Annotated in this window: 10 protein-coding genes; 1 reads left to right on the top strand and 9 read right to left on the bottom strand. The window is 73.4% G+C overall.

From position 1 onward, the window contains the following. Positions 1 to 116: 116 nt before the first annotated feature. The 6 genes from fabI to A3CO_RS40105 form a co-directional block, all read right to left on the bottom strand. Complete coding sequence (gene fabI, locus A3CO_RS0117700) at positions 117 to 884, bottom strand: enoyl-ACP reductase FabI (RefSeq protein ID WP_018333572.1); 768 nt, start codon at positions 882 to 884, stop codon at positions 117 to 119. Positions 885 to 971: 87 nt separating this feature from the next. Next, positions 972 to 1676, bottom strand: a complete 705-nt coding sequence (gene fabG, locus A3CO_RS0117705) for a beta-ketoacyl-ACP reductase (RefSeq protein ID WP_018333573.1) — start codon at positions 1674 to 1676, stop codon at positions 972 to 974. A 111-nt stretch (positions 1677 to 1787) separates the two neighbouring features. Then, positions 1788 to 2756 carry a VWA domain-containing protein gene (locus tag A3CO_RS0117710; protein WP_018333574.1) on the bottom strand — a complete coding sequence of 323 codons (969 nt, stop codon included), beginning with the start codon at positions 2754 to 2756 and terminating at the stop codon, positions 1788 to 1790. After that, the gene (locus A3CO_RS0117715; RefSeq protein WP_157647705.1) at positions 2756 to 3715 is read right to left on the bottom strand and encodes a DUF58 domain-containing protein; all 960 of its coding nucleotides are present in this window, start codon (positions 3713 to 3715) and stop codon (positions 2756 to 2758) included. Before A3CO_RS0117715 ends, A3CO_RS0117710 begins: the two co-directional genes overlap by 1 nt. A gap of 191 nt (positions 3716 to 3906) precedes the next feature. Further along, on the bottom strand, positions 3907 to 4974 hold the full coding sequence (locus A3CO_RS0117720; protein WP_018333576.1) for an AAA family ATPase: 1068 nt from the start codon (positions 4972 to 4974) through the stop codon (positions 3907 to 3909). Positions 4975 to 5052: 78 nt separating this feature from the next. Then, positions 5053 to 6384 (bottom strand): NlpC/P60 family protein, encoded by a 1332-nt coding sequence (locus A3CO_RS40105; RefSeq protein ID WP_157647674.1) that lies wholly within the window; start codon positions 6382 to 6384, stop codon positions 5053 to 5055. Positions 6385 to 6729: 345 nt separating this feature from the next. Here A3CO_RS40105 and A3CO_RS0117730 point away from each other — a divergent pair, with 345 nt between their 5' ends. Further along, complete coding sequence (locus tag A3CO_RS0117730; RefSeq protein ID WP_018333578.1) at positions 6730 to 9552, top strand: aconitate hydratase; 2823 nt, start codon at positions 6730 to 6732, stop codon at positions 9550 to 9552. Positions 9553 to 9606: 54 nt separating this feature from the next. On the opposite strand, the gene A3CO_RS0117735 is transcribed toward A3CO_RS0117730, so the two are convergent. The 3 genes from A3CO_RS0117735 to A3CO_RS0117745 all read right to left on the bottom strand — a co-directional run bounded on the left by A3CO_RS0117735 (position 9607) and on the right by A3CO_RS0117745 (position 12984). Then, the gene (locus A3CO_RS0117735; protein ID WP_157647675.1) at positions 9607 to 10305 is read right to left on the bottom strand and encodes a hypothetical protein; all 699 of its coding nucleotides are present in this window, start codon (positions 10303 to 10305) and stop codon (positions 9607 to 9609) included. A 71-nt stretch (positions 10306 to 10376) separates the two neighbouring features. Beyond that, positions 10377 to 11225: a siderophore-interacting protein gene (locus A3CO_RS0117740; RefSeq protein WP_018333580.1), complete on the bottom strand. Its 849-nt coding sequence runs from the start codon at positions 11223 to 11225 to the stop codon at positions 10377 to 10379. Positions 11226 to 11415: 190 nt separating this feature from the next. Further along, entirely contained in the window at positions 11416 to 12984 is a 1569-nt protein-coding gene (locus tag A3CO_RS0117745) for a GMC family oxidoreductase (RefSeq protein WP_018333581.1), read from the bottom strand. Positions 12985 to 12987 lie beyond the last annotated feature (3 nt).

Consider the following 12987-nt stretch of genomic DNA (forward strand, 5'->3'; position numbering starts at 1 on the left):
GGACCGGCTCCGACAGCCATGACGGTCCACTCGACGTGATCATGAACCGGGCCCCGGGAAGCGCGTGCCGGCCCTGACGGCGGGCACCCGAGCCCGCGACCCGTCGTCGGGAAGGATCAGACCCCGACCGCGTGGAACCCGCCGTCGGCGTGGACCATCTCGCCCGTGGTGGTCGGCATGTAGTCCGACAGGAGCGCGCAGGCGGTCTTCGCCACCGGCGTCGGGTCGGAGAGGTCCCAGCCGAGGGGGGCACGGTCGGTCCAGGCCTGCTCGAAGGAGGCGAAGCCGGGGATCGACTTGGCGGCCATGGTCTTGAGCGGGCCGGCGGCGACGAGGTTCACGCGGATGCCATCGGGGCCGAGGTCGCGCGCGAGGTAGCGGGTCGTCGACTCGAGGGCGGACTTCGCGACGCCCATCCAGTCGTAGGCCGGCCACGCGACGCGGTTGTCGAAGTCCATCCCGACGATGCTCGACCCGCGGCCCAGCAGCGGCTTGCAGGCGACGGCGAGCGACTTGAGCGAGTACGCCGACACCTCGATGGCGGTCGCGACGTCCGCCCACGGGGCGTTGAGGAACGCCCCCTCCCCCAGTGCGGAGGCGGGCGCGAAGCCGATGGAGTGCAGCACCCCGTCGAGACCGTCGACGTGCTCGCGGACCGCGTCGGCGAGGCCGTCGAGGTGCTCCTGGTTCTGGACGTCGAGCTCGATCACCGGAGCGGGCTCCGGGAGACGCTGCGCAATGCGCTTGACCAGCGACACCCGCCCGAAGGCGGTGACGACGACCGTGGCGCCCGCCTCCTGCGCCGCCTTCGCGACGTGGAACGCGATCGACGCGTCGGTGATGATCCCGGTGATCAGGATGCGCTTGCCGTCGAGCAGACCCACGAATTCTCCTTGGTTCGATGTGGCCGGAGGCCCCGTGAGCACTTTCCGTCGTCATGACGACGGAAAGCGCTCACCTGCCGAAGGCCCCTAGTGGCCCATGCCGACGCCACCGTCGACCGGGAGGACCGCGCCGGTGATGTACGCGGCGTCGTCGGAGGCGAGGAAGGCGACGGCCTTGGCGATCTCGTCGGCCTGGGCGGTCCGCCCGAGCGGGATCGCCGCCATCATCTCCTCGCGGCGCTTGTCGGTGAGGTCGGCGGTCATGTCGGTGTCGACGTAGCCCGGCGCGACGACGTTGGCGGTGATGCCGCGTCCGCCGAGCTCGCGCGCGACGGACCGCGCCATGCCGACCAGGCCCGCCTTCGAGGCCGCGTAGTTGACCTGGCCCGGTGCCCCGGTCAGACCGACGACGCTGGAGATGTAGATGAGCCGGCCGAAGCGGGCCTTCATCATCCCGCGGGTGGCGCGCTGGGTGACCCGCCACGCGCCGGTCAGGTTGGCGTCGAGCACACCGGTGAAGGCGTCCTCCGGCATCCGCATCAGCAGACCGTCCTGCGTGATGCCCGCGTTCGCGACGACGACCTCGACCGGTCCGTGCTCGGACTCGACCTGCGAGAACGCGGCGTCGACGGCGGCGGAGTCGGTGACGTCGCAGATCACGCCGTGCAGGCCCTCCGGCGGTTCGCCGCTGCGGTGGGTGACCACGACGGTGTCACCGCGGGCCGCGAGCTCCTTCGCGATCGCGAGGCCGATGCCCCGGTTGCCTCCGGTCACGAGCACGACCCGGCTCACGCATGTCCTCCCACGGTCATCGGCGACACCGGGAGACGGAGCGCAGCGGAGCCCGACCCCTCGGCGCGGGAACGCTATCGGCTACCCCGCGGTAGGGGCGAGCGCTGTGAGTCAGGGCAAGCGGGCGCCGAGCGCGAAGGCCGTCCCGAGCCCGATCACGACGAGGATCGCGCCCGCCAGCAACCAGTCCCCGCCGGTGTCGACGTCCTGCGACTCGTAGCCGATCTGCTCGCGCAGCGTGTCGTAGGCGGCGCGGAGGTCCTGCTGCGTCGCCGCCTTGGAGAAGTCGCCGCCGGAGCGGCGGGCGATCTCCTGCATGTCGGAGTCGGCCACGGGGACCGGGACCGGGCGGCCCTCGATCTCGATCTCGCCGTACTCGGTGCCGAAGGAGATCGCCGAGATCGGCACGCTCTGCTGCTTGGCCTGGTCGGCCGCGGTGAACGCACCGCGCGGGGCCTCGAGGTCCGACGGGATCGTCTGCTTGCCGTCGGAGAGCAGGATGATCCGCCCGGGCGGCGGCTCCTCGGGTCCGGTGATCTGGTTGGCCACCGACCGGATCGAGGCGAGCGAGGCCTGGATCGCCTCGCCGGTCGCCGTCGACTCCGCGAGCTGCAGCGTCGCGATCCCGCGCTTGACGGTCTCCCGGTCGCGGGTCGGCGACACCAGGACGGTCGCGGTGCCGGCGAACGACACCAACCCCAGGTTGATGCCGGGCGGCAGCTGGTCGACGAACTCGGTGGCCGCCTGCTGGGCAGTCTGCAGCCGGCTCGGGCTGACGTCGGTGGCGCGCATCGACAGCGAGACGTCGATCGCGAGCATCACCGTGGCGCGGTTGCGCGGCACCTGCTCGGTGGCGAGCGGCCCGGCGAGGGCGACGACGAGGCAGGTCAGCGCCACGAGCACCAGCGCCACCGGGGCGTGGCGGAGCCGCCCGGGCCGCTTCGGCGCGATCTTCTCGAGCACGCCGAGGTTGGTGAAGCGCATCGTGTTGCGGCGACGCCGGCGCTCGTTCCAGACGTACGCGGCCGTGAGCCCCACGACGACGACGAGGGCGAGCAGCCACCAGGGGTGCGAGAACATCAGCCACGTCCCCCGATCGCCCGGTCGAGCTCCGCTCCGCCGCGTCTCCCGAACGCCGTCGTCCCCTGCCCCGACCAGCCCCGCTTGCGGGCGACCACGAAGCGCACCACGTCGGCGATCCAGTCGCGGTCGGTGCGCAGCTTCAGGTGCCCGGCCCCGGCGGCCCGGATCGCCGTGTCCACGCGGTCGCGGTGGGCGGCGGCCTCCGCGGCGAAGCGGCGCCGCAGTGTGGGCGTGGTGGTCACCTCGCGCGAGTGGCCGGATTCCGGGTCGGCGAGCACGACCGTGCCGACGTCGGGCAGTTCCTCGTCGCGCAGGTCGCCCACCTCGATCGCGAGCACGTCATGGCGCACGCCGAGGGCCCGCAGCGCACGACTCCAGTCGGGGTCGCCGAGGAAGTCCGACACCACGACGACGAGCCCCCGACGCCGGGGCGGGTTGCGCAGGGCCTCCAGGGCGCCGACGAGGTCGCCGCGCGTGCCCTCGGGGGCCCGCGGGGTGCCGGCGATCCGGCGCATCAGCCCATGCGCGTGGGCCGACCCGCCGCGGGCGGGCAGCCGGACCAGCCCGGTGCCGTTCGCGACGATCGCACCGATGCGGTTGCCGCCGCCGCGGGTCAGGTGCACCACGGCCGAGCAGGCGGCCACGGCGAGGTCGCGCTTCTCGCAGCCGCCCGTGCCGAAGTCGAGGCTCGGCGACAGGTCGACGACGAGCCACGTCTCCAGCTCGCGGTCGGCGATCGTCTCGCGGATGTGCGGCTCGGAGGTGCGGGCCGTGACCGACCAGTCCATCCGCCGCACGTCGTCCCCGGCCTGGTAGACGCGGGCGTCCCCGGCCTCGGACCCGGGCCCGGGGACCAGGCCCAGGTGGTTGCCCTGGAGCAGCCCGTCGAGCCGGCGTCGCACCGTGAGCTCCAGCGTGCGCAGCGCCGCCTGCAGGTGGGCCCCGTCGGGTGCCATCGACGGCGGGTGCGGCTGGGCGCCGGCGCCCTCCCGGCGCCGGGACGGGACCTCCCCGGCCACCGGCGCCGGCCCGTCGTCGGGACCCCGCTCCTCCGGCGCCACCCCGAGCCGTCCGAGCAGCCGCGGCCACCACGACGGCCCCGACTGATCCGACTGCCCCGACTGCCCCGAGGGCGACTGCGCCGAGCTCACGAGCCGGCCGCCGCCTGCGGCGCGGACCCGTGCTGCGGGGCCTGCGCGGCCGGCCCGGTGACCGCCACGGGCCGCGCGCTGACCTGCGGCAGCGGCACCGTCTGGAGCAGCCGGGTGACCACGTGGTCGACCGGGACCCCGTCGGCGAGGGCGTCGTAGGAGAGCACGAGGCGGTGGCGCAGCACGTCGGGCGCGATGTCGACGACGTCCTGGGGCAGCACGTAGTCACGGCCGCGAACGAGGGCGAGCGCACGGGAGGCGGAGATGATGCCGAGCGACGCGCGAGGCGAGGCGCCGTAGGCCACCCACCCGGCGACGTCGGACATCCCGTGCTCCGCGGGTGACCGGGTGGCGACGACGAGACGCACCACGTAGTCGACCAGCGCGTGGTGCACGAAGACCTGCGAGGCAACGTCCTGGAGGCGGCGCAGCTCCGCCGGGTCGAGCACCGTGTGCGGCTGCGGCGCGCTCACGCCCATCCGGTAGACGATCTCGCGCTCCTCCTCGGCGGTGGGGTACTCGACGAGGATCTTGAACAGGAACCGGTCGCGCTGGGCCTCGGGCAGCGGGTAGACGCCCTCGTTCTCGATCGGGTTCTGCGTGGCGAGCACGAGGAACGGGTCGGGCATCGGGTGGCTGACGCCGCCGATCGAGACCTTCCGCTCCGCCATCACCTCGAGCATCGCGGACTGGACCTTCGCCGGCGCGCGGTTGATCTCGTCGGCCAGGACGAAGTTCGACACGACGGGGCCGAGCTCGACGTCGAACGCCTCGCGACCCTGCCGGTAGATGCGGGTGCCGAGGATGTCCGACGGCACGAGGTCGGGCGTGAACTGGATGCGGGCGAACGACCCGCCGACCACCGTCGCGAAGGTCTCCACCGCGAGCGTCTTCGCCACGCCCGGCACGCCCTCGAGCAGCAGGTGGCCCCGGGCGAGGAGGCCGACGAGCATCCGCTCGACCAGACGATCCTGGCCGACGATGACCCGCTTGACCTCCACCACCAGACGCTCGAGCTGCTCGGCGTCGTGCGCGGGCGTCGCGGGGCCCTGGGCAGCAGACACAACTTCTCCCTCGTCGGACATCGGAGGTGACGGTACCCACCCCCACCGACAACCCGGGGTGAGGTGGCGTCGACGCCGTCAGAGCAGGCGGGTGACGGTCGGCAGGATCCCGTCGTCGAAGCGGACGGGGACGACCCGCACGACCTTCCCCGACTCCGGCGCCTCGACCATCTTGTCGTCCCCGAGGTAGAGCGCCACGTGGTGGATGCCCTCGCCGTCGGCCCAGAACAGCATGTCGCCGGGCTGCCGCTGCGCGAGCGGGAACTTCGGCCCCGCGTCGGCCTGGTAGCCCGAGTAGTGCGGGAGCTGCTTCCCGACCCCCGCGAACGCGTAGACCATCAGCCCCGAGCAGTCGAAGCCGATCCGGTCGAAGTCGCCGAAGGCGTCCGCGACGCCGCCGTCGCGGATCCCCCGGGTCGGCCCCTGGCCGTTCCCGCCGCCCCACGCGTAGGTGGTGCCGAGCTCGGAGAGGGCGCGGTCGATGACGACCTCGACCGGGTCCGCCGGGGCGGCCGGCGCGGTGGGTGCGTCCGGTGCCGGCTGCCCCGTTCCCGACGGCGGGCCCGGGTCCGGTGTGGTCACGGCGGGCTTCGGCACGGCGCGGGCGAGCCGCTGCTGGGCCGCCGTCCGCGCGGCGGCGTCGGCGGCCGCCTGGGCCTGCGTCCGGGCGGCCTCGGCGGCCTCCGCCCGCTGGCGCTGGGCGGCCAGGGTCGCGTCGGAGGCCTCGAGGGTGGCCAGGCGGGCCCGGGCGGCGTCGCGCTGGGCGGTGACCCCGGCAATCCGCTGCTGCGTGGCGACGACGGCGGACTGGGCGGCGGCGAGCTGGGTGCGGGCGGCGTCGGCGGCGCTCCGGGCGGTGTCCGCGGCGGCCTGCGCGTCGGCGGCGGCCTGCCGGGCGCGGGAGTCGGCGTTGGCCGCGTCGACGCGCATGCGCTCGTAGCCGTCGAGGGCGGCGGTCTGCTCGTCGGCGACCAGGCCCTGCAGCTGCAGCCGCTCGGCGACGTCGTCGGGCCCGTTCGTGCCCGCCAGGGCCGCGACGACGCTGGACGAGTCGGCCTGTTGGAACTGGGCGGCGACCCAGGCGTCGACCCGGGCCCGGGCCTGCTCGGCCTCCCCCGCCACCCGATCGGCGTCCTGGCGCGTGGTCGCGGCCGCCGCCCTCGTCCGGTCCACCCGGGCCTGCGCGGAACTCTCGTCGGCCACGGCGCGGTTCGCGAGCTCCCGACGGTGCCCGGCCGTGGCGGCCAGGTCGTCGAGCTGCGTCGACAGCGTGGACAGCTGCCCGACCAGCCGGCCCACCTCGGACGCGGCGCCCCCCGTGCCGCCCGGGGGCGGCGGTGGTGGGGCCTGCGCGAGCGCCGGGGTGGCGAGCGCGAGCAGCAGCACGCCGGTCAGGACGACCGCTCGCACCACCGTCCACCCCCCAGCCCCGTCGTCGGCCGCGGTAGTCGATCAGCCCGCGGCCCCGGCGCGGCGCCACCACGCGCCCGTGGGCGTGTCGGAGGGCACCGAGCCCGCCCGACGTGATCGTCGTAACCTGGTCGCAGCAGGTCCGGGGGTGCGGGTGCGCCGTCCGGGGGTGTGCGACAGACTCCCCGCGAGAGGGGTCGGCGCGGCCCTCGCGCGCCGCTGCCGCCCCACCTCGGACCCATGACTGACCGGCCGCGGCGCCGGGCACCACATCAGCAGACCGGCCGCCAGAGCCGCCATCGGGTCGGGCTCCCACCACGAGCCGCCCGGACGAGGAGGAGACGCGTGAGCGAAGAGGCCAGCGGAAGCGTCGACAGTTTCGGCGCCAAGGGGACCCTCGAGGTCGACGGCAACTCGTACGAGATCTTCCGCCTGAGCGCGGTCGAGGGCCACGAGCGTCTGCCGTTCAGCCTCAAGGTGCTGCTCGAGAACCTCCTCCGCACCGAGGACGGGCTCGTCACCACCCAGGACTCGATCAACGCTCTCGCGCAGTGGGACCCGCAGGCCGAGCCCGACACCGAGATCCAGTACGTGCCGGGCCGCGTGGTCATGCAGGACTTCACGGGTGTCCCCTGCATCGTCGACCTCGCCACCATGCGGGAGGCCGTCACGGAGCTGGGCGGGGACGCGAACAGCGTCAACCCGCTCGCCCCGGCCGAGCTGGTCATCGACCACTCGGTCGTCGCCGACCTCTTCGGCACCCCGGACGCGTTCGAGAAGAACGTGGAGCTGGAGTACCAGCGCAACGAGGAGCGCTACAAGTTCCTGCGCTGGGGCCAGACCGCGTTCAACGAGTTCAAGGTCGTCCCGCCCGGCACCGGCATCGTCCACCAGGTCAACATCGAGCACCTGGCACGCGTGGTCATGACCCGGAACGGCCAGGCCTACCCCGACACGCTGGTCGGCACCGACTCGCACACCACGATGGTCAACGGCCTGGGCGTGCTGGGCTGGGGCGTCGGTGGCATCGAGGCCGAGGCGGCCATGCTCGGCCAGCCGGTGTCGATGCTGATCCCGAAGGTCGTGGGCTTCCAGCTCTCCGGCGAGCTGCCCGCGGGCGCCACCGCCACCGACCTGGTGCTGACGATCACCGAGATGCTGCGCGAGCACGGCGTCGTCGGGAAGTTCGTCGAGTTCTACGGCGAGGGCGTCGGCGCGGTGCCGCTGGCGAACCGCGCCACGATCGGCAACATGAGCCCGGAGTTCGGCTCGACCTGCGCGATCTTCCCGATCGACGACGAGACGCTGACCTACCTGCGTTTCACCGGCCGCGACGAGGAGCAGGTCAAGCTCGTCGAGACCTACGCCAAGGAGCAGGGTCTCTGGCACGACCCGTCGCACGAGGCGGACTACTCCGAGACGCTGTCGCTGGACCTCTCGACGGTGGTGCCGAGCATCGCCGGCCCGAAGCGCCCGCAGGACCGCATCCAGCTCGACGCCGCGAAGGAGTCCTTCCGCTCGTCGCTGCCCGACTACGTCGACGACGACGGGGCGGCGCGCTCGCAGTCCGAGGAGTCCGACTCCGAGTCGTTCCCGGCCTCCGACCCGCCCGCCGAGCACCCCAACGGCGAGGACGACAAGCCCTCGGTGCACAAGCAGCCGTCCGACCCGGGCGGGCGCGCGTCGAACCCGGTGCCGGTCACGCTCGAGGACGGCACGGAACTCGAGCTCGACCACGGCGCCGTCACGATCGCCGCGATCACCTCGTGCACCAACACCTCGAACCCGTCGGTGATGATCGGCGCGGCCCTGCTCGCGCGGAACGCCGTCGACAAGGGCCTCGAGCGCCGCCCGTGGGTGAAGACCTCCCTCGCGCCGGGGTCCAAGGTCGTCATGGACTACTACGAGCGCTCGGGTCTGCTGCCCTACCTGGAGAAGCTCGGCTTCAACCTCGTCGGGTACGGCTGCACCACCTGCATCGGCAACTCGGGCCCGCTGCCCGAGGAGATCTCGGCCGCCGTCAACGAGAACGACCTCGCGGTCACCGCGGTCCTCTCCGGCAACCGGAACTTCGAGGGCCGCATCAACCCCGACGTCAAGATGAACTACCTGGCCAGCCCGCCGCTCGTGGTGGCGTACGCGCTCGCCGGGACGATGGACCTCGACCTGTCGACCGAGCCGCTCGGCCACGACGCGCAGGGCAACCCGGTGACGCTGGCCGACATCTGGCCCTCGCCGCAGGAGATCCAGGAGGTCATCGAGTCCTCGCTCTCGGCCGAGCAGTTCACCTCGCGCTACAGCGAGGTCTTCGCCGGCGACGAGCGCTGGACCTCGCTGCCGACCCCCGAGGGCGAGACCTTCACGTGGGACGAGGACTCGACCTACGTCCGGAAGCCCCCGTACTTCGAGGGGATGGACCGCGAGCCGTCGGCGGTCTCGGACATCAGCGGCGCGCGGGTGCTGCTGAAGCTGGGTGACTCGGTCACCACCGACCACATCTCCCCCGCCGGCTCCATCAAGGCCGACTCCCCCGCCGGGCGCTACCTGCAGGAGCACGGCGTCGACCGCAAGGACTTCAACTCCTACGGCTCCCGGCGCGGGAACCACGAGGTGATGATCCGCGGCACGTTCGCCAACATCCGGCTGCGCAACCTCCTCCCCACCGAGGACGGCGGGTCGCTCGAGCAGGGCGGCTACACCGCCGACTACACCGACGGCGGCAAGCAGGCCGCGGTGTACGACGCGGCGCAGCACTACGCCGAGCAGGGCACCCCGCTGGTGGTCCTCGCGGGCAAGGAGTACGGCTCCGGCTCCTCGCGCGACTGGGCGGCGAAGGGCACGACGCTCCTGGGCGTCAAGGCCGTCATCGCCGAGTCCTACGAGCGCATCCACCGCTCGAACCTGGTCGGCATGGGCGTCCTCCCGCTGCAGTTCCCGCAGGGCGAGAGCGCCGACTCGCTGGGCCTGACCGGCACCGAGACCTTCGAGATCACGGGCGTCGAGAAGCTCAACGAGGGCGGCGTGCCCGAGACCGTGCACGTGAAGGCCACCGGCGACGGCGACCCGATCGAGTTCGACGCGCGGCTGCGGATCGACACCCCCGGCGAGGCGCAGTACTACCTCAACGGCGGCATCCTGCCGTTCGTGCTCCGCAAGATGCTGGGCTAGGACCCACACCCACGGGCGGTGCTCCTCGACGAGGGGCGCCGCCCGTCGGCGTCTCTAGGAGTCCGTTCCCGACGACGGGTCGGTGCGGGTCCCGAGCAGCTCCCGCGCCTCCTCGGGCAGCTCCGCGAGCCCGCTCTCGGAGAGCATCCAGGCGAGCTCGTCGTCGTCGAGGGGCTCGTCGCGCTCGGCCAGCACCTCCTGCAGCCAGGCGGTGAAGTCCGCGGCGGCGTCGGCCTCGGTGGTCTCGAGACCCGTCGTCAGGACCTCGCCGAGGTCGGCGTGGTTCTCCACGGCCTGCAGCGGCAGGGCGATGACGGTGGCCCCGAGGACGACCTGCGGGTAGGCCTGCACGCTGTCGGCGTCGGCGTCCCAACGCGCCCCCTCGCGGGCGTCGATGATGCGGCGGCCGAGCAGCAGCCCGAGGTCCAGCGCGAGCGAGGGCGTCGCGTCGTCGACGGGGCGGTCGGCGAACCATCCGCCGACGGCGCGCCAGGCCTCGTCGTCGGGTCCGTGCTCGAGGCCGAGCCAGTCGAGCAGGGCGCTCACCTCGGGGACCCGCTCGGCCTCGGCACCCAGGATGCGGGTGCAGACCCGCCGGGCCCGGGTGTCGTCGATCGTGGCGCCGGGGAGTTCGTGGTCCCCGGCATACGGGTGGTAGCCCGGCAGGTCGGCGGGGGCCTCCACCGCGCGGTACGACGGCGTACCGGGGATGCGGGCCCAGGGCAGGAAGGTCGACCAGAGCAGCTCGCGCACGGGGGTCACCTTGACACGAGCCTCACGCGGCCGGTTCGCCACCCCGCCCGGCCACCGCGCCCGGTCGCGGCTCAGTCGTCCTCCCCCGTCGCCCCTGCCGCCAGGACGGCCTCCGCCGCGGCCTGCTCCTCGGTCCGTCCGCGGCGCCAGTAGCCGCAGAACTGGATGTCCCGCCGGTCCACGCCCCGCTCGCGCGTGAGGTGCCGGCGGAGATCCTTCACCGTGCCCGCCTCGCCGGCGAGCCAGACGTAGGGCCGCTCGCCGGGCAGGTCGGTCGCGGTCACGACGTCGAGCAGGGTCGGGCCGCCGTGCACCCAGCTCACCTCGACCCGACCCGCCGTCGTGAAGCTCGTGACCTCCGCCCCCGAGGACACGGCAGCGACGACCTCCGCACGGGTGCCCGCCGGGAGCGACTCGACGATCGCCCCCATCGCGGGCACGGCCGTCTCGTCGCCGACGAGGAGGACGGCGTCGTGTTCGGGACGCGGCCCGTAGATGCCGTAGGGGCCGGTGAACGCGATGCGGTCGCCGGGCGCGGCGTCGCGGGCCCACGTCGAGCCGGGACCGTCGCCGTGCAGCACCAGGTCGACGTCGATCTCCACCCCACCGGGGTGGTCGCGTCGGCGGCGGAGCGTGTACGTGCGCATCGCGGGGCGCTCGCCGTCGGGCATCGCGAGGTAGGTGCGGTACCAGCGCCCGATGTCGCCGTCCGCCGGGATCGCCGGGAGCGTCGGCTCCTCCCCGCGTCGCCGCGGGAAGAACAGCTTGAGGTAGCCGTCGGGGGCGGCGCGCGGCAGGTCGACGAGATCCGGGCCGCCGAGCGTCACGCGCACCACCCCCGGGGTGATGCGCCGGGTGTCGAGCACCTCGGCGCGCCGCAGCGCGTACGGCGTGCCGGTCCGGGCGGCCTCGGTGGTCATCGCACCCCTTCTCGTCGAGAACGAGGTGAGGCTAACCTAACCTGCTCCCGCGCGGCGACCGCGATCGCACCGAGGCCGTCGCGGGGAGGGCCACCGGCACACCCGGCGGCGGCGCCTCCTCGGCGCTGCGCACCCGGGTCCGGCCGGGACCGCGTCGCGGGCTCACCCCCGCCGTCTCACACCGGTGTGCTCAGACCCCGCGGCGGATGAAGTCGGCGCAGCGTTCGCCGATCATCATCGTGGTGATGCAGGGGTTGACGGTGATGAGGTCCGGCATCACCGAGCCGTCCGCCACCCGCAGCCCGTCCACGCCCTTGACCCGGAGCGTCGGGGTCACCGGCGCCATCGGGTCGTCCTCGGCGCCCATCTTCACGGTGCACGAGGGGTGGTAGACGGTGTTGTGGGTCTTGCGGATGTACTCGAAGAGCTCCTCGTCGGTCGAGTCCTGCTCCCCCGGCGCGAGCTCCTTGCCCACCCACTCCTGCAGAGCCGGCGCCGCCGCGATCTCCCGTGCCACCCGGATCCCGCGGATCATCACCTCACGGTCGTGCTCGTGGGTGAAGTAGCGGGGGTCGACCTTGGGCTTGTCGTGGAAGTCGCGCGAGGCCAGCCGCACGGTGCCCTTGGACTGCGCCCCGGTGACGTTCGGGGTCAGGCAGAAGGTGTTCTCGGCGGTCGGGTAGCCGTAGCGGACGATGTTCAGGTCGAACGGCACCGAGCCGTAGTGGAACATCAGGTCCGGGGTGGCCCGGCCCTCGGAGCCCGCGAAGATGCCGATCTGCCACCACTGCGTGGACGCCTCGGGCATCGGCTGCAGCGCCTCCCACTGCACGAGGCCCTCGGGGTGGTCCTGCAGGTTCTCCCCGACGCCCGGTGCGTCGACGAGGACCTCGATGCCGACCTCGCGCAGGTGCTCGGCCGGCCCGATACCCGAGAGCATCAGCAGCTTGGGGCCGTCGATCGCGCCGGCCGAGAGCACGGTCTCCCGGCGGGCGGTCACCTCCACGGCGCGGCGCTGGTCGGGGGTCCGCAGGCGCGCGCCGGTGATGCGCGGGCGGGGCCCGGAGGTGTCGACCGTGAGCTTCTCCGCCCGGTACCCGGTCAGCACCGTGAGGTTCGGCCGGTCGAGGTTCGGGTGGATGTAGGCGGTCGACGCCGAGGACCGGGTGCCGTCCGGCTTCGCGTTGACCTGGAACCAGTTGGCGCCGCGGACCACGGTGCGTCCGGTGTTGAAGGGCGTGGTCGGCAGGCCGACCTGGTCGCAGGCCCGCAGCAGCGCCTCGCCGCACGGGTCGAGGTCGCCCACGGTGCGGATCGTGACCGGGCCGTCGGTGCCGCGTCCGGGGGCCTCGGCCTCGTCGAGGGTGTCCAGCGCGGTCTCGAGCTTGCGGTAGAAGGGGTAGCACTCGTCGGCCGACCAGCCGGTGGCCCCGGACGCGGCCCACGCGTCGAGGTTCTCGCGCGGCGCCCAGAACGCGATCGCCGAGTTGTGCGAGGAGCAGCCGCCGAGCACCTTGGCGCGCGCGTGGCGCATCCACGAGTTGCCCGACTCCTGCGGCTCGATGGGGTAGTCCCAGTCGTAGCCCGACTCGAGCAGCTCCATCCAGCGCGAGAGGTCGAGGATCGCGTCGTCCCCGACGTCGGAGGGGCCCGCCTCGATCAGCGCGACGCTGACGTCGGCGTCCTCGGAGAGCCGGGCGGCGACGGCGCAGCCGGCGGTGCCGCCCCCGACGATGACGTAGTCGAACTCTGTCTCCACGGG

Origin of the sequence: Actinomycetospora chiangmaiensis DSM 45062 (assembly GCF_000379625.1) — a bacterium.
In the GTDB taxonomy this organism is placed as follows: Bacteria; Actinomycetota; Actinomycetes; order Mycobacteriales; family Pseudonocardiaceae; genus Actinomycetospora; species Actinomycetospora chiangmaiensis.